The 16,948-nt window shown below is 62.4% G+C and carries 17 protein-coding genes; 9 read left to right on the top strand and 8 right to left on the bottom strand.

The annotated features are described in order from the left end of the window. Positions 1-38 precede the first annotated feature (38 nt). The 3 genes from gatA (at position 39) to ASD63_RS20035 (ending at position 3,683) form a co-directional block, all read left to right on the top strand. Positions 39-1,520: an Asp-tRNA(Asn)/Glu-tRNA(Gln) amidotransferase subunit GatA gene (gene gatA, locus ASD63_RS20045; protein WP_034795412.1), complete on the top strand. Its 1,482-nt coding sequence runs from the start codon at positions 39-41 to the stop codon at positions 1,518-1,520. 87 nt (positions 1,521-1,607) lie between these two features. Beyond that, a complete protein-coding gene (locus ASD63_RS20040; RefSeq protein ID WP_034795414.1) occupies positions 1,608-2,099 on the top strand; it encodes a GNAT family N-acetyltransferase in 492 nt (163 codons plus the stop codon). Between the two features lie 132 nt (positions 2,100-2,231). Next, positions 2,232-3,683 carry a GGDEF domain-containing protein gene (locus ASD63_RS20035; protein ID WP_082572948.1) on the top strand — a complete coding sequence of 484 codons (1,452 nt, stop codon included), beginning with the start codon at positions 2,232-2,234 and terminating at the stop codon, positions 3,681-3,683. A 77-nt stretch (positions 3,684-3,760) separates the two neighbouring features. On the opposite strand, the gene ASD63_RS20030 is transcribed toward ASD63_RS20035, so the two are convergent. Then, entirely contained in the window at positions 3,761-4,015 is a 255-nt protein-coding gene (locus tag ASD63_RS20030; protein WP_034795416.1) for a YjhX family toxin, read from the bottom strand. Between the two features lie 207 nt (positions 4,016-4,222). Beyond that, positions 4,223-4,501 carry a DUF1294 domain-containing protein gene (locus ASD63_RS20025; RefSeq protein WP_034795432.1) on the bottom strand — a complete coding sequence of 93 codons (279 nt, stop codon included), beginning with the start codon at positions 4,499-4,501 and terminating at the stop codon, positions 4,223-4,225. A 160-nt stretch (positions 4,502-4,661) separates the two neighbouring features. On the opposite strand from ASD63_RS20025, the gene gatB reads away from it, so the two are divergent. The 5 genes from gatB to ASD63_RS20000 all read left to right on the top strand — a co-directional run bounded on the left by gatB (position 4,662) and on the right by ASD63_RS20000 (position 8,337). Continuing rightward, the gene (gatB, locus tag ASD63_RS20020) at positions 4,662-6,164 is read left to right on the top strand and encodes an Asp-tRNA(Asn)/Glu-tRNA(Gln) amidotransferase subunit GatB (RefSeq protein ID WP_034795650.1); all 1,503 of its coding nucleotides are present in this window, start codon (positions 4,662-4,664) and stop codon (positions 6,162-6,164) included. 2 nt (positions 6,165-6,166) lie between these two features. Beyond that, complete coding sequence (locus ASD63_RS20015; protein WP_034795435.1) at positions 6,167-6,661, top strand: GNAT family N-acetyltransferase; 495 nt, start codon at positions 6,167-6,169, stop codon at positions 6,659-6,661. Between the two features lie 126 nt (positions 6,662-6,787). Further along, complete coding sequence (locus ASD63_RS20010) at positions 6,788-7,255, top strand: GNAT family N-acetyltransferase (protein WP_034795653.1); 468 nt, start codon at positions 6,788-6,790, stop codon at positions 7,253-7,255. Positions 7,256-7,363: 108 nt separating this feature from the next. Further along, on the top strand, positions 7,364-7,759 hold the full coding sequence (locus ASD63_RS20005; protein WP_034795438.1) for an NADH:ubiquinone oxidoreductase subunit NDUFA12: 396 nt from the start codon (positions 7,364-7,366) through the stop codon (positions 7,757-7,759). 125 nt (positions 7,760-7,884) lie between these two features. Then, positions 7,885-8,337, top strand: coding sequence for a DUF2155 domain-containing protein (locus tag ASD63_RS20000; RefSeq protein WP_034795441.1), 453 nt, complete (start codon positions 7,885-7,887; stop codon positions 8,335-8,337). Positions 8,338-8,374: 37 nt separating this feature from the next. Here ASD63_RS20000 and aat read toward each other — a convergent pair whose 3' ends face one another. The 5 genes from aat to ASD63_RS19975 form a co-directional block, all read right to left on the bottom strand. Next, entirely contained in the window at positions 8,375-8,989 is a 615-nt protein-coding gene (aat, locus tag ASD63_RS19995; protein ID WP_034795444.1) for a leucyl/phenylalanyl-tRNA--protein transferase, read from the bottom strand. A gap of 10 nt (positions 8,990-8,999) precedes the next feature. Beyond that, the gene (accC, locus tag ASD63_RS19990; RefSeq protein ID WP_034795446.1) at positions 9,000-10,343 is read right to left on the bottom strand and encodes an acetyl-CoA carboxylase biotin carboxylase subunit; all 1,344 of its coding nucleotides are present in this window, start codon (positions 10,341-10,343) and stop codon (positions 9,000-9,002) included. Between the two features lie 12 nt (positions 10,344-10,355). Continuing rightward, a complete protein-coding gene (accB, locus tag ASD63_RS19985) occupies positions 10,356-10,835 on the bottom strand; it encodes an acetyl-CoA carboxylase biotin carboxyl carrier protein (RefSeq protein ID WP_034795447.1) in 480 nt (159 codons plus the stop codon). A gap of 25 nt (positions 10,836-10,860) precedes the next feature. Further along, a complete protein-coding gene (aroQ, locus tag ASD63_RS19980) occupies positions 10,861-11,307 on the bottom strand; it encodes a type II 3-dehydroquinate dehydratase (RefSeq protein ID WP_034795448.1) in 447 nt (148 codons plus the stop codon). 106 nt (positions 11,308-11,413) lie between these two features. Beyond that, positions 11,414-12,181, bottom strand: coding sequence for a DsbA family protein (locus tag ASD63_RS19975; RefSeq protein WP_034795449.1), 768 nt, complete (start codon positions 12,179-12,181; stop codon positions 11,414-11,416). A 233-nt stretch (positions 12,182-12,414) separates the two neighbouring features. On the opposite strand from ASD63_RS19975, the gene ASD63_RS19970 reads away from it, so the two are divergent. After that, entirely contained in the window at positions 12,415-13,572 is a 1,158-nt protein-coding gene (locus ASD63_RS19970; RefSeq protein WP_034795655.1) for an aminotransferase class I/II-fold pyridoxal phosphate-dependent enzyme, read from the top strand. A gap of 114 nt (positions 13,573-13,686) precedes the next feature. Here the strand turns inward: ASD63_RS19970 and ASD63_RS19965 are convergent, their stop codons facing one another. Further along, positions 13,687-16,491 (bottom strand): ribonuclease E/G, encoded by a 2,805-nt coding sequence (locus ASD63_RS19965; protein WP_034795450.1) that lies wholly within the window; start codon positions 16,489-16,491, stop codon positions 13,687-13,689. Positions 16,492-16,948: the final 457 nt, after the last annotated feature.

The raw sequence follows: 16,948 nt of genomic DNA, 5'->3' as shown, positions 1-16,948 counted from the left end.
CGCCCCGACGTTTCTGATTGCGAAAGCCAGATTTTACCATGACCGACCTTACCAGCCTGACGATTGCCGAAGCCCGCAGCAAGCTCGCCGCGAAGGACATCACCGCCGTCGAACTGACCGACGCCTATCTCGGCGCGATCGATGCCGCCAATGAGGCGATCAACGCCTACATCGCCGTCACACCCGAAAAGGCACGAGAGATGGCCAAGGTCTCGGATGCGCGTATCGCCGCCGGCAAGGCCGGTGCGCTCGAAGGCATCCCGCTCGGCATCAAGGACCTCTTCGCCACCGAAGGCGTGCACACCCAGGCCTGCAGCCACATCCTCGACGGTTTCGCGCCGCGCTACGAATCGACCGTGACCCAGAACCTCTGGAACGACGGCGCCGTCATGCTCGGCAAGCTGAACATGGACGAGTTCGCCATGGGCTCGTCGAACGAGACCTCCTACTACGGCGCGGTCAAGAACCCGTGGCGCGCCAAGGGCTCCAATCTGGATCTCGTGCCGGGTGGCTCCTCCGGTGGTTCCGCCGCAGCCGTTGCCGCGCATCTCTGCGCCGGCGCGACCGCCACCGATACCGGCGGCTCCATCCGCCAGCCGGCAGCCTTCACCGGCACCGTCGGCATCAAGCCGACCTATGGTCGCTGCTCGCGCTGGGGCACCGTCGCTTTCGCCTCGTCGCTCGACCAGGCAGGCCCGATCGCCCGTGACGTGCGCGATGCCGCGATCCTCCTGAAGTCGATGGCAAGCGTCGACACCAAGGACACGACCTCGGTCGATCTGCCGGTGCCGGATTACGAAGCCGCGATCGGCAAGTCGATCAAGGGCATGAAGATCGGCATTCCGCGTGAATACCGCGTCGATGGCATGCCGGAAGAGATCGAAGCGCTCTGGCAGCAGGGAATTGCCTGGCTGAAGGAAGCCGGTGCCGAGATCGTCGACATCACCCTGCCGCACACGAAATACGCGCTGCCGGCCTACTACATCGTCGCTCCCGCCGAGGCCTCCTCGAACCTTGCCCGCTATGACGGCGTTCGCTACGGCCTGCGCGTCGACGGCAAGGACATCGTCGACATGTACGAAAAGACGCGCGCCGCCGGCTTCGGTCACGAAGTCAAGCGCCGCATCATGATCGGCACCTACGTGCTTTCGGCTGGCTACTACGATGCCTACTATCTGCAGGCGCAGAAGGTGCGCACCCTGATCAAGCGCGACTTCGAACTGGCGTTCCATGCCGGCGTTGACGCCATCCTGACGCCGGCGACGCCGTCGTCTGCCTTCGGCATCGCCGACGAGGATCTGGCATCCGATCCGGTCAAGATGTACCTCAACGACATCTTCACGGTAACGGTGAACATGGCCGGCCTTCCCGGTATTGCCGTTCCCGGCGGTCTCGACCACAAGGGCCTGCCGCTTGGCCTGCAGCTGATCGGCAAGCCGTTCGAGGAAGAGACGCTGTTCAAGACGGCGCATGTGATCGAACAGGCGGCCGGCCGCTTCACACCCACCAAATGGTGGTAATCTCTTGAGGGGCGGTACCGACGAGGTACCGCCCTTTCTTCTTCGGTTGCATTGAAAGCCACTCTTGTCGCGGAAGGAGACCGCGTCATGCCCGTCATCCGCCATGCCCGCGCCGGCGACGTCGACCGGCTGGCCGAAATCGGCCTTAGATCCTGGCAGTCGGCAATTGCGGGCCTCGCCGATGGCGAAAAGATGCGGCGCGTGGCCGAGGCCGCATTTCTCCGTTTTCTGTTCGATCACTGGCTTTCCGTTTTGCTCGTCGAAGGCGAAGGCGCCATCTGCGGTTGGGTGGCGTGCGAGAACTTCGACAATGCGATCTCCGATCTATGGATCGAGCCGCAGCTCCAGGGCAGGGGCTTCGGCGGGCTGCTGTTTGCTGAGATCGAGCGTCGTATTGCTGCGGACGGATTCGACGCGGCCACCACCAAGACGCACGCGCGCAACGACCGCGCCGTGCGCTTCTTCCGCAATCACGGCTATGGCGTGAGTTGGCTGTCGACCGCCTATGCGCCGCAACTCGACAGCGACGTTGCCTTCATCGGTCTGAGCAAATCTCTGGAGCAAAGCCCGGATCATTGACACCCCGCCACCTCATGCATGGCAGCCACGCGCAAAGCCGGCTGGCCTATTCACACCGCATTCATTAGGCCCATGAAATATTATGGGGTATGACGTTGTGGTGGGGCACCGCAAGGGGGGCGCTTGTTGCAGATGCTGGATAAAACGGTTCCGCGACCGTTGGTTCTGAGACCTTTCCACCATTCGTTTTGGCTTGCCGGCCTGGGCGTGATCGTCTTCACCGCCTGCGTGCTCGGCATCTTGAGTCGCCCGGTCGGCATGCTGGCTTCGATCTGGCCGGCAAATGCGATTCTGCTCGGCCTGCTGATCAGAAGACCGTCGCTCGCCAGCCCGGCTGGATGGCTGACGGCGGCATTGGCCTACGTTCTTGCGGACCTGGTGACCGGCGCGGATCTCTATGAAGCCGCGGCGTTGAATGCGGCCAACATGGTCGGCGTCGTCATCGGATTCCTGCTCTATCGCCGCTTTTCGCCGGAGCATCGGCACCTGCGCCGGGCGCGCTCGGTCCTTTACATGTTCGCTGCCTCCTCCTTGGCGGCGATGGGCGCCTCGCTCGTCGGAGCGGTCGCGGTTCACCTGTCCTTCGGCAAACCCGTCGCGGACGCATTCGTCGCCTGGCTCACCACCGAGCTGGTCAATTATGTGGTTCTGCTCCCGGTGTTCCTGGCAGCGCCGCTTCCTGAAGACGGTTTGCGATCCCGTGCCACGAGAATGACGGTTTCAACGGCCTCTGCTTCTGCAACCGTCTGGCCGTTCGTCTCCCTGGTCTTGTCCTGCGCTGCGGCGCTCGTCATCGGCGGCCCAGGCGCTTTCGCTTTCCCGGTGCCGGCACTCTTGTGGTGCGCGCTCAGCTATGGCTTGTTCCCGGTGACGATCCTGACGGCGATCGTCTGTGTGTTGACGCAGATTGCCGTTGCCTCCGGCGCCCTGCATCTCGGCGTCAGCGGCGTTGCCGAGGAGACGCTCACCTCCACCCGGCTGGGGACGACCCTTCTTGCGCTCTGCCCGCTGGCGGTCGCCAGCGTCGATGCCGCACGACGGGCGCTGATTGGGCGCCTGTCCCATGCGGTCGATTATGATTTTCTGACCCAGTGCCTGGCGCGCGCGACCTTCATGGCGCGCGCGGCCGCGCTGATCGCAGCGCCGGTCGCCCGAAAAGGCGGGACGGTGGTAATGATGCTCGACATCGACCGCTTCAAGGCGATCAATGACACCTATGGTCACGCCGTCGGCGATCAGGTGCTGGTCTCGGTCGCAGGCGCCGTTCGCGGGACGCTGCGTTTTGAGGATCTCGTCGGTCGGCTTGGCGGCGAAGAGTTTGCCGTTGTGCTGGTTCGGCAATCCCCGACTGATGCGCTCAAGGTCGCCGAGCGACTGCTCGAGGCCGTGCGCGCGCTCCATATCGATCTGGAGCAGGGCGGAAGGATCGCCGTCACCATCAGCATCGGCGCTGCCGAAGTCATGACCCGCGACACCGGTCTCGACGGCCTGCTGCTTGCGGCCGACCGCGCGCTCTACCAGGCGAAGGCTGCGGGCCGTGACCGCGTGCAATGCGCTGCCCCGTCGAGCGCTCACGCAACGTAAGTCACTTTCCGTAAAGTAAAGTGCGCATCTGACGATACCGGGCATGCTGGCATGCCCGGTATCGTTCGTATTCGCCGCTAGCGGTTGTTAAGTTCGGAGCGCACGAGCTGCAGCCCGCGTTCCGTGATGCGGTAGGGTTTTCCGCCGGACGATGAAATCGCCTTCTTCCGCTTCAATTTGCGGAAAAGTTCGAGGTCGAAGCCGGGATAGACCCAGCCGTCACGGGTGAAGCACCGGATTTCGGTGATCGCCTTGTCGTCGCGGGTGATTTCGATGCGGCCGCCCTGGGCCAAATGATGAAGAATGCGCTGTTCTGCGCGCGAGATGTCCATTGTCTGAATGTTCCGGAATCGCGTTCGTTTGAACGCAGGAAAACGTTCCGCAAATTACTGAAGATGCGGGGTGACGTTTCCGGCCCGTGCGCGCAATCAAAGCGGATTACGCGGACGGGCTTTACCGGGACTCAGGCGAAGAACGGAACATAAAAACTCCAATAGAACGGTGCCTTCCTAAAAGGCCGTCGTTCGCGCGTCAAGGTGTCATTGCAACGCCAGGGTGCCAATGGCCGCCAGCGCCACTTGCAAGACGATGATCAACGCGAGGCGCGTGCGAAAGGGTTCCTTACGCGTCTTGTGTCGGAAGATATGGCGCGCCGTCATCGCTCCCGGGCTGCCGCCGAAAAAGGCGAGAGTGAGCAGGGTCCGCTCGCTGATCCGCCGTCGGCCGGAGCGCGCCGCTTGCTTGTCGTACCAGAACAGCCCGAAGGCCGCCAAGTTGATGAGAATTGCGAACGAGAGCAGGGCAGGGCCGATGGACATGAGCGAAGTCTTGCCGATAGGCGCTAAACGGTGGTTAAGAGAGGCTCGCCGTCCGCATGAGATTGCATATGGCGCTTCTGATCCAGCCGAACAACTTGCACCGGCGGACCAATTGTTCTACCGAGAAACCAAGAATTCAGGCTTCAAAGAAGAGCATGATATGAGCATTGTCGACGTCCGCACCCCCGATCCGAAACGCTTCATCCCCGGCGCCACTGGCGACTGGGAAGTCATCATCGGCATGGAAGTCCATGCCCAGGTGCTTTCCAATTCGAAGCTGTTCTCGGGCGCATCGACGGAGTTCGGCAATGCGCCGAATGCGAACGTCTCGCTGGTCGATGCCGCTATGCCCGGCATGCTGCCCGTGATCAACGAGGAATGCGTGAAGCAGGCGGTACGCACCGGTCTCGGCCTCAAGGCCGCGATCAACAATCGCTCGATCTTCGACCGCAAGAACTATTTCTATCCGGACCTGCCGCAGGGCTATCAGATCTCGCAGTTCAAGGATCCGATCGTCGGCGAGGGCAAGATCATCATTTCGGTCGGCCCGGATCGTCAGGGCCAGTTCGAGGATGTCGAGATCGGCATCGAGCGCCTGCATCTGGAACAGGATGCCGGAAAGTCGATGCACGACCAGCATCCGTCGATGTCTTATGTCGACCTCAACCGCTCGGGCGTGGCGCTGATGGAGATTGTCTCCAAGCCGGACATGCGCTCGTCGGATGAGGCCAAGGCCTACATGACGAAGCTGCGCTCGATCGTGCGCTATCTCGGCACGTGCGACGGCAACATGGACGAAGGCTCGATGCGCGCCGACGTCAACGTTTCCGTGCGTCGTCCGGGCGAGGGCTTCGGCACGCGCTGCGAAATCAAGAACGTCAACTCGATCCGCTTCATCGGCCAGGCGATCGAATACGAGGCACGCCGCCAGATCGGCATTCTTGAGGACGGTGGCAGCATCGACCAGGAGACCCGCCTGTTCGACCCGAACAAGGGCGAGACCCGCTCGATGCGCTCCAAGGAAGACGCGCACGACTACCGCTACTTCCCGGATCCGGACCTGCTGCCACTGGAGTTCGACGACGCCTTCGTCGAGGCGCTGAAGGCCGACCTGCCGGAACTGCCCGACGACAAGAAGGAGCGCTTCGTGCGCGACCTCGGCCTCTCGGTCTATGACGCCTCGGTGCTCGTCTCCGAAAAGTCGATCGCCGATTATTTCGAGGCGGTTGCCGAAGGGCGTGACGGCAAGATTGCCGCCAACTGGGTCATCAACGACCTGCTCGGTGCCTTGAACAAAGCCGGCAAAGCCATTGAAGAGACTCCGGTTTCCCCGGCACAGCTCGGCGGCATCATCGATCTCATCAAGGCCGAGACCATCTCCGGCAAGATCGCCAAGGACCTCTTCGAGATCGTCTGGAACGAGGGCGGCGACCCGGCCGAGATCGTTGAAGCGCGCGGCATGAAGCAGGTGACCGACACCGGCGCCATCGAGAAGGCCGTCGACGAGATCATCGCCGCCAACCCGGATCAGGTCGCCAAGGTGCAGGCCAAACCTTCGCTCGCCGGCTGGTTCGTCGGCCAAGTGATGAAGGCGACCGGCGGCAAGGCCAATCCGCAGGCCGTACAGGCGCTCGTCAAGGCCAAGCTCGGCATCGAGGAATAACGATGTTCTTCGTGCGCACGGCAAGCGAGCGCGACCTGGAGAAGGTTCGCGCTCTGCTGATCGAAACGTGGCACGCGACCTATGACACTTTCTACGGTGTCGAGAAGGTCAACGAACTCACGGAGCGCTGGCATTCGCTGCCGGCGCTCAAAGCCCGGCTCGCGCGCAAGAACGCCGAGTTTCTTGTTGCCGACGATGGAAGGCAGCTGGGCGGCATGGGCTATGCGGCGATGTCCGACACGCAAGCCAAGACGGTGGTGCTGCACCAGCTCTATGTCCTTCCGAAGTTCCAGCGCCAGGGCGTCGGTCGCGATATCTTCGCCGAACTCGAAACCTGCTTCCCGGACGCCGAGCGCATGCGCGTCGAGGTCGAGCCGCAGAACCTGCACGCGCTCACCTTCTATCGCGCGCACGGCTTTGCCGAAGTGGGCGAGACCCCGGTTGACGACCCGTCCGGTCTGCCGGCCATCGCTCTGGAAAAGCCGCTTCTCGGCTAGGCGATCCGTCCGATTGCCTGAAGTTTCGCATGCCTGTGGATAAGCTTGAGAGGCACGGCTCTGTCATCGCGCCGTTACCTCCGGGTGTTTGATCCGCGGGCGATGAACGATGTGAGCGGGGAAACCATGGACGCGACCGAACTCTTGATCCGCAAGGCCGAGCGTAAGGACCTCGAAGCGATCGTCGCGCTCTTCGCCAATGATCCGCTCGGCGGCCACGGCGACACGACCGACCCCGAGGCCTTCGCGGACTACGCCGCTGCCTTCGACCGGATTGAAGCCTCGACGCTGCAGACGCTCTTTGTCGCGGTTCTTGAAGGGCAGGTCGTCGGTACTTTTCAAACCGCGCTGCACACGTCTCTGTCGGGGCGTGGAAGCTCCAGCCTGATCGTCGAAGCGGTCCAGACGCGTGCGGACATGCGCGGCCGTGGGATCGGTGAGCGCATGATGCGCCATGCGATCGGCGAGGCGCGGGAGAAGCGCGCAAAGAAGGTAAGGCTCACGTCCAACGCCGTGCGCACCGATGCGCATCGGTTCTACGAGCGTCTCGGCTTTGCGCGCAGCCACTTCGGCTTTCAGCTGCCGTTGAAATGACCGCCTCCGCCTCGGAATCACTGGACAAGCCCTGAGCGGCGGGGCATAAGCGGGAACATTGTTTTGGTATCTGGCCGCCTTCCCAACGGCCGGTCAAGGACGGCATCCATGAAGCTCCTGCTGCAGATTTTCACCTGGTGGAACGAACAGACGATCGGAACGCGCTTTCACACCTGGCGCCACGGTCAACGGGTCGGTCAAGACGAGCTCGGTAATGTCTACTACCAGGGCGGCAAGGACTCCGAAGGCCGCACCCGCCGCTGGGTGATCTACAACGGCTACGCCGAAGCCTCCGCCATTCCGGCCGGCTGGCACGGCTGGATGCATCACCGGACCGACGTTTCTCCGGCTGATGAAAAGTACACGCCGCGCGAATGGCAGAAGGCGCACCGCGTCAATCCGACCGGAACGGCCAACGCCTACCGCCCGCAAGGCTCGATTGCCGCCACCGGCAAGCGTCCCCGCGTGACCGGCGACTACGACGCCTGGACGCCCGGCTCCTGAACAATCTGTTCTCAGTGACGACGACGGACCGCGGAATGGGTTCCTCGATCATGGCGCGGCCACAATTGATGGTTAGCGCCTGAAATCCATCGATGACGAACAGGATACGCGGGAGACAGGCGACTATGGCAGGTTCTGATCTGCGCAAGGCAATCGGCCAAGGAACGCGGCGTTTGGGCTTGTCCCTGCTTGCCGCCTTGCCGCTGGTCGCATCTGCGGAAGCGGTTGACGCAGCCCGCCTTTCCAACGCCGTCGCCGTGTTCTCCGGCATCGACAAGATCACCGGCCGCATCACTACTTTCGACGTCTACATCGGCGAGACCGTGCAGTTCGGCGCCCTTCAGGTCACGCCGCGCGTCTGCTACAGCCGTGACGACACGGAAGCGCAGAAGATCACGACCTTCGTCGAGGTCGAGGAAATCACACTCGACCGCAAGATCCGCCGCATCTTCACCGGCTGGATGTTTGCCGATAGCCCCGGTCTGAACGCCGTCGAGCATCCGGTCTATGACGTCTGGCTGCAGTCCTGCAAGGCGACCTCGGACCTGCCGCCGCCGGACACCGCGCAGAAGCGCTGAGCGGCGGCGTATTCCCATTCTTTGAGATTTGGCTTGGTTAGAAGGCGAGGTCGGGCGACGACATCGCGTTCGCCAGAAGCACTTCGTATTCCGCCTTTGGCACGTCGATGGCACCAAACGACTTCAGGTGCTCGGTGGTGAACTGTGTATCGAGCAGTTCGAAGCCACGCGCCTTCAGTCGCTCGACCAGATGGACGAGGCAGATCTTCGAGGCGTCGGTGCGTCTGGAAAACATGCTTTCGCCGAAGAAGGCCGAGCCGAGCGAAACGCCGTAAAGTCCGCCAACCAGTTGGTCGCCTTCCCACGCCTCGACGCTGTGGGCATAGCCCATCGTATGCAGCGTCGCGTAGAGCGTGCGGATCTTGTTGTTGATCCAGGTGGTTGGCCGGTCGGGAGCAGGGGCAGCGCAGCCGTCCATGACCGCTTCGAACGCGGTGTTGAAGCGGATGTCGAAGGGCTTTCGGCGGATGGTTTTGGCGAGGCTGCGAGAGGTGTGGAAGCCTGCGAGCGGGATCACCCCGCGAATTTCCGGCTCGACCCAGAAGATTTCCGGGTCGTCAGCCGAATCGGCCATCGGGAAGAGGCCGATCGAATAGGCGCGCAGCAGCATGTCCGGCGTAATATCGGGCTGCTTGCTGCGCGTCCCCTTCAATGTCAGGTCCTTACTCGGACGTGGCGGCCAGATGCTTCTCCAGCCAGTGGATATCGTAGTCGCCGTTGGCAATGTCCTGATTATTGATCAGGTCCTGGAACAGCGGAAGCGTCGTCTTGATGCCGTCGATGACAAATTCGTCAAGCACGCGGCGCAGACGCATCATGCATTCGACGCGGGTACGGCCGTGCACGATCAGCTTGCCGATCAGGCTGTCGTAGTAAGGCGGGATCCGGTAGCCCTGATAGGCACCCGAGTCGACGCGCACGCCAAGACCGCCCGGCGCATGGAAATGCGTGATCGTGCCCGGGGATGGGACGAAGGTGCGCGGGTCTTCGGCATTGATGCGGCACTCGATCGCGTGGCCGGAGAACACGATGTCTTCCTGCCGGACCGAGAGGCCACCGCCGGAGGCGACGCGGATCTGCTCGTGCACCAGGTCGATGCCGGTGATCGCCTCGGTGATCGGATGCTCGACCTGAAGACGGGTGTTCATTTCGATGAAATAGAACTCGCCGTTTTCGTAGAGGAATTCGATCGTGCCGGCGCCGCGATACTTCAGCTTCTTCATGGCGTCGGCGCAGACCTGACCGATCTTCATGCGCTGGTCGACGTTGAGCGCCGGGGAGTTTGCCTCTTCCCAGACCTTCTGGTGACGACGCTGCAGCGAGCAATCGCGTTCACCGAGATGCACCGCATTGCCGGCGCCGTCGCCGACGATCTGGATTTCGATGTGGCGCGGCTTGGAGAGGTACTTCTCCATGTAGACGGCGTCGTTGCCGAAAGCGGCAAGCGCTTCGGTGCGGGCCGTCGCAACGGCTTCCTCGAGGTCAGCCTCGCTGCGGGCGACCTTCATGCCGCGGCCGCCGCCGCCGGCGGTCGCCTTGATCAGGACCGGGAAACCGATCTTGCGGGCGACTTCGAGGGCGTTTTCCGGCTTTACTTCGCCGTCGGAGCCCGGAACGACCGGGATGCCAAGTTCCTGCGCCGTTTGCTTGGCGGTGATCTTGTCACCCATGATGCGGATGTGTTCCGCCGTCGGGCCGATGAAGGTGATGTCGTGCGCTTCAAGGATTTCGGCGAACTTGGCGTTTTCCGACAGGAAGCCGTAGCCTGGATGCACAGCGTCGGCACCGGTGATTTCGCAGGCGGCGACGATCTGGTGAATGTTCAGATAGCTATCGCGCGAGGGCGGCGGGCCGATGCAAACGCTCTCGTCGGCGAGGCGCACATGCATGGCGTCGGCGTCGGCCGTGGAATGAACGGCGACCGTGGCGATGCCGAGTTCCTTGCAGGCACGAAGCACGCGAAGGGCGATTTCGCCGCGATTGGCAATGAGAATTTTCGAGATCATCGCCGCGCCGCCTTATTCGATTACGATCAGCGGTTCGCCATATTCGACGGGGGCTGCGTCCTGGACGAAGATTTCGGTGACCTTGCCCGAGCGCGGAGCCGGGATCTGGTTCATTGTCTTCATCGCTTCGATGATGAGGATCGTCTGGCCTTCCTTGACCGTGGCGCCGACTTCAACGAAGGGGCGGGCTCCCGGTGCGGGAGACAGATAGGCAGTGCCGACCATCGGTGCGGTCACGGCATTCTTCGATGCACGGGCGCTCTCGGCGGCAGGAGCAGCAACGGCGTTTGCAGGAGCGGCCACTGCGGCGGGCATCTGGTAAGCCGGCATCTGCGGCATGGCCATCGGCATGGCAACCGGCGTGCCGTTGCGCGAAACGCGAATGCGCAGGTCGTCCTGCTCGACTTCGATCTCGGTCAGATCGGTATCCTTGAGAATGTTGGCGAGATCGCGGATCAGCGCCTGGTCGATACCTGGTTTCTTGTCAGCCATGGAATATGAGCCTCTTGTGTTCTTTTTATTTCGACGGATTTGTCAGGTTCTTTAGCGCATGCAGCGCAAGAATGTAACTCTGGGCGCCGAAGCCGCAGATGACGCCCTTGACGGCGGGTGCGATCATCGACTTGTGGCGGAACTCCTCACGCGCATGGATGTTCGAGAGGTGCAGTTCGACGACCGGAATGCCGATGGCGCGGATGGCATCGTGAAGCGCGATCGACGTGTGGCCATAGGCGGCCGGGTTGATTGCCACGCCCGCGGCGACGTTGCCGGCCTCGTGCAGCCAATCGACCAGCATTCCCTCATGGTTCGACTGGCGGAAATCGACGTCGAATCCGAGCGCCTTGCCTTCTGCCTTGCACATGGCCTCGATGTCGGCCAGCGTCTGGCCGCCATAAATACCCGGCTCGCGCTTGCCCAGCGCATTCAGGTTGGGGCCGTTCAGCACGAAAATGGTCGATGGCATAAGGGATTCCGGTCCGGTCATGGAGGGTTACCTATAGACTGATGGTCCCGCGAGGAAAAGCCCTTTGGGCCCTAGCGGGATTTGTCCACAGTCATGGGAAGGTTTGTCAGCAGGCGGTCTTGCCGCATTCGCGCATATTGGCGACCTTGCCCTCGATCTCCTCGGCGCCGACGGCCCCGAAGACCGCTTCGTTGCCGATGACGTAGGAGGGCGTTCCGGTGATGCCGAGGTCGTTGGCAAGGCTGTAGGCCTCGCGCACGGCCGCATCATGCGGCTCCTTTTCCATTTTCGCGCGCAGGTCCTTTTCGGAGACGCCGAGCTTGGCGGCAACTGCAAGCGCTGTCTCCTCCGTGGCGCGGTCTTCCCCGCCGAGCAGCGCCCGGTGGAAGTCGCCGTATTTTTCCGGAGCGACCAGGCGGAAGGCGGCGCTCACCTTGTGGGCGGCCAGCGAATCCGGTCCGAGGATCGGCAGTTCCTTCAGCACGAAGCGCACGTTCTTGTCCTTGGCGAGGATGTCGTCCATGTCGGAAAGCGCGCGTTTGCAGTAGCCGCAGTTGTAGTCGTAGAACTCGACAACGGTGACGTCGCCCTTGGGATTGCCGAGCACCATGTCGTAGTCGGAATTGAAGATCGCCTTGTTGTTCTCGGTGATCGCGCTTTCCGCCGCTTCCTGCTGCTTGGCGCGCTGTTTCGTCGTCAGCGCCTCCTGGACCTCGAGCATGATCTCCGGATTGGCGATCAGGTATTCCTTGATGAAGGCGCCGATCTCTTCCTTCTGCTTCGCGTCGAGCGCGAATGCGTTCTGGGGCAGGCTGACCCCGGCTACGAGCGCTGCGAGCGTCCCGGCGGCAATCATCTTGGTGCTGAAGTTCATTTCTACCTCGTTGTCCTTGCGTATCCCGTGTGTCGTCCATCGCGTGTCGCCGGGTCAACCGGCTGTTCTGAATGACAACAGGATTCCTCGTATTCGCAATATGCCGGCAGCATAGGGTGGGTGCCGCGGAAACGAAACGGCAAAATCGGCGGAAATACGGCACTCGCGGACTTGTGAAGGTCATTTTCATCGGGCAAAGGGCTGGAGAACAGCCGCATATCGAGGATTTTCCGTTGGTAGATTTGTCAAAACGCAGTGCCGTCGAACCTTTCCATGCGATGGACGTACTGGCGGAGGCGACCCGTCGCCGGGATGCCGGCCACCCGGTGATTTCGATGGCCGTCGGGCAGCCCGCCCACCCGGCGCCGAAGGCAGCTCTTGAAGCGGCGCGCAAAGCGCTTGAACATGGCCGGCTCGGCTATACCGATGCGCTCGGCACCTTGTCGCTGCGCACAGCAATCGCCCGGCACTATGAAAAGCGCCACGGCATCGCGCTCGATCCGCAGCGGGTCGCGGTCACCACCGGCTCATCCGCAGGCTTCAATCTCGCTTTCCTGGCCCTCTTCGATCCTGGCGATTGCGTCGCGATCGCGAGGCCCGGCTATCCGGCCTATCGCAACATCCTCGCAGCGCTTGGCCTGACGGTCGTCGAGGTCGAGGCCAATGCCGAGACCGGCTTCACTCTGACGCCTGAAAGTCTTTCGCGTGCCGCTGCGAAAATAGGCCGTCCATTGAAGGGCGTGCTTTTGGCGAGCCCAGCCAACCCGACCGGAACGGTGACGGGTAGGGCGGGCATCAAGGTGCTGGCTGACTATTGCCGGGCCGAATCGATCGCCTTCATTTCCGACGAGATCTATCACGGACTGACCTTTGCCGGCGAAGAGGCAAGCGCGCTGGAGGTGACCGACGAGGTAATCGTCATCAACTCCTTCTCGAAATACTATTGCATGACCGGCTGGCGGATCGGCTGGATGGTGCTGCCGGCTGACAAGGTGCGCGGCTTCGAGCGCATCGCCCAGAGCCTCTACATCTCGCCGCCCGAGCTCTCGCAGATCGCGGCAGAAGCAGCGCTCAACGCGCATGAGGAGCTCGACCGTTACAAGGCCGCCTATGCCGCCAACCGGGACATGCTCATGAAGCGGTTGCCGGAGATCGGCTTCTCGATCGCCTCGCCGATGGACGGTGCCTTCTACGCCTATGCGGATGTCACCCGCTTTACCAATGACAGCATGGCCTTTGCCAAGCGGATGCTCGCCGAGATCAACGTCGCGGCAACCCCGGGATTCGACTTCGATCCGCTGGAAGGGCACCGCACGATGCGCTTCTCCTATGCCGGCGCCGAGGCCGACATGGTCGAGGCCATGGACAGGATCGCGCGTTGGCTGGCGTGACGCTCTGAACAGGCAGGCAGGGGCAAGTCCCTTCTGCCATCCGCCCAAAGGAAAAGGCCCGGATCGCTCCGGGCCTTTCGTGTTTTCAGAGTTTGGCGCTGGCCGCGCGGCCTCTTAGAAGAAGCCGCGGCGCTGCCACCAGCCGCCCTTTTTGGGCTTGCCCGGCTCTTCCTCTTCGGGCTTCGTCGCGCTCGACGTCACCACCGGTTCGGAAGCGATTTTCGAGAGGTCGCGGTTCGCACGCACAGGCTTGGTTTCGGCAAGGTCGGCCGCAGCCTCTTCCACCGCTTCGACGGCCGGGTCGGCAACCGCAGGCTGGTCTTCGATGGCTGCCTGGGCAACTTCGTCGACGCTTACTGCCGGTTCTTCAGCCTTGACGGCCTTCTTGCGGGTGCGCTTCGGCTTGGCAGGCTTTACGTCCGCCACCTCGGCTTCTTCGGCAACCACAGCCGTTTCCTCAACAGCGACAGCCACTTCGACCTCGGCCGCAGCGGCAGGTGCCTCTACGGTTTCGGCTTCTTCTGCGCCGTCGTCGCCGGCTTCCGCATCGGCACCGGCTTCAAGCTGGCCTTCGCCTTCACCTTCGCCTTCCGGACGGTTGCGGCGGCCGCCACGCTTGCCGCGGCGGCGGCGCTTGCGCTTCTGATCGCCATCGGCGGTCGCGGCGTCTGCATCGACGCCCTCGTCATCGCCTTCGTCCTCATCGGAACCGTCGTCGGCATCGCCTGCCGATTCGGAGACCTGGAGAGCGCTGCCTTCGGCCTGCTGGCCGCCCTTGCCGCGCCGGCGGCGACGGCGCTTGCGCTTGCGTCCGTTCTGATCGTCGGACTGAGCAGCAGCCTTCGGCTGTTCCTGCCGCTGTTCGCCGGCAATTTCTTCTGCTTCTTCCTCGTCGAGATCCTCTTCGATCACGACGTCGTCTTCTTCCTCTTCCGGCTCGAAGTGCAGCAGTTGTTCGATCTTGACCGGGTTTTCGACCGGCTCGCCACGATCGATCGCGAAGTGCTGTGCGCCGACATGGGCATCAGCCTCGATGATGATCGAAACGCCGAAGCGGGCTTCGTAGTCCATGATCGTGCCGCGCTTCTGATTGAGCAGGTAGAGCGCGATATCCGGGATGGTGCGCACGGTGATGTCGTGCGTCGTGTTCTTCAGCAGGTGTTCCTCGATGCCGCGCAAGACGTGCAGTGCAACCGAAGACTGCGAGCGGACGTGACCCGTTCCGTTGCAGTGCGGGCAGGTCTGCATCGTCGATTCGAGCACCGAGGCGCGAATGCGTTGGCGCGACATTTCGAGCAGGCCGAAATGCGAGATGCGGCCGACCTGGATGCGGGCGCGATCGTTCTTCAGGCAATCCTTCAGACGCTTCTCGACCGAGCGGTTGTTCCGCTTTTCTTCCATGTCGATGAAGTCGATGACGACGAGGCCGGCAAGGTCGCGCAGGCGGAGCTGGCGTGCCACTTCTTCCGCCGCTTCCAGGTTCGTCTGGAGAGCGGTGTCTTCGATCGAGTGCTCGCGCGTCGAACGGCCGGAGTTGACGTCGATCGAAACCAGGGCTTCGGTCTGGTTGATGATGATGTAGCCACCGGACTTCAGCGTTACCTGCGGCTGCAGCATGCGGTCGAGCTGCGCTTCGATGCCGGAGCGCGAGAAGATCGGATGCACGTCACGGTAAGGCTGAACCACCTTGGCGTGGCTGGGCATCAGCATCTTCATGAAGCCCTTGGCTTCCTTGTAGCCTTCCTCACCGGAAACGATGATCTCGCTGATGTCCTTGTTGTAGAGGTCGCGGATCGAGCGCTTGATCAGGCTGCCTTCTTCATAGACGAGGCAGGGGGCCGTGGAATTCAGCGTCAGCGTGCGGACGTTTTCCCACAGGCGCATCAGATACTCGAAGTCGCGCTTGATCTCGACCTTGGTGCGGTTGGCACCGGCGGTGCGCAGGATCACGCCCATGCCCTGCGGCACTTCGAGGCCGCGGGCGATTTCCTTCAGGCGCTTGCGGTCCTGCAGATTGGTGATCTTGCGGGAGATGCCGCCGCCACGTGCGGTGTTCGGCATAAGCACCGAGTAGCGACCGGCGAGCGACAGGTAGGTCGTCAGTGCCGCGCCCTTGTTGCCGCGCTCTTCCTTGGCGACCTGAACCAGCAGGATCTGGCGGCGCTTGATGACTTCCTGGATGCGGTACTGCTTGCGCGGCTTGCGAACCTGGCGATCCGGAACTTCTTCCATGGCGTCTTCGGCGCCGACGGATTCGATGATTTCCTTTTCGCCGTCGTGACTGTCGTCGTCATCATCGTCATCGTCATGGCGACGGCGGCTGTCGACATCCTCGGAAATGGCGTCGGTATCGACCATGGCAGCCATTTCGCCGCCATTGCTCTCGTCGCCGTCGGTCGATGCAGCAGCCGCTTCTTCAGCGGCCTTGGCCTTGGTCTTGCGGGTGCGCTTCGGCTTCGCCTTCGGCTTTTCGGCCGGCGCTTCCTCTTCGACGACCGGTGCGGCGTCAGCGACGGCTGCGACCGGCTCGGCTTCAGTTTCCGCGACGACTTCGAGGTCTACGGGAACGGAAAGTTCGCTTGCCGGGGCAGGGGCGGTCTCGACATGCTCGATGTCGTCGTCACGCCGCGCTTCTTCGGCTTCGGCCTTCAAGAGCGCCTGACGATCGGCGAGCGGGATCTGGTAGTAGTCGGGATGGATTTCGGCGAAAGCCAGGAATCCGTGGCGGTTGCCGCCGTAGTCGACGAAGGCGGCCTGGAGCGAGGGCTCCACCCGGGTGACCTTCGCCAGATAGATATTGCCGCGGATCTGCTTCTTATGTTCCGACTCGAAGTCGAACTCTTCTATGCGGTTCCCGCGAACGACAACGACGCGCGTCTCTTCTGAATGAGACGCATCGATAAGCATTTTCTCTGCCATCTAAGCTGTGCTCCTCGGCGCGCCAGCGGAACGGGAGACAGACCTGCTTCCTTAGGAAGACTGCCAAACACGTCGGAAGGTGCGCCGGATATGAAAGTTCCTGTTTGGCGCAGGCGATGGTGCAGCAGCCAGACGACAGCCGGAACATGTGTGTCCCGGGGCCGCGCTACTTCTGACCGATACTGCTGAGTCAACATCAATGACCAAACAAGAATGCCAATGTCCAAGGTCTCATGAAGACCCGATGAATGCGCCCGCTTGCGGGCGTCGGTGAAAAATCACCATCAAGAACTCCGGCCACCGCCGGAAATTTGCGATCCAGTGTACGGGGAGGAAATGCAGCGACGGCGGATGAACACTTGCGACCGCGGAATTGCGATAAGTTAACCGGTCAATCCGGTTCGACCGCACCCTGGCGCCAAGCTTTGGAGAAGCTCCGGCTGCCCGGTCGACTGTT

It is taken from the genome of Ensifer sp. Root558 (assembly GCF_001427045.1).
Lineage (GTDB): Bacteria > Pseudomonadota > Alphaproteobacteria > Rhizobiales > Rhizobiaceae > Ensifer > Ensifer adhaerens.
Note: the sequence above shows the minus strand (reverse complement) of the source record. Positions and strands in the feature narration are given on the sequence as shown.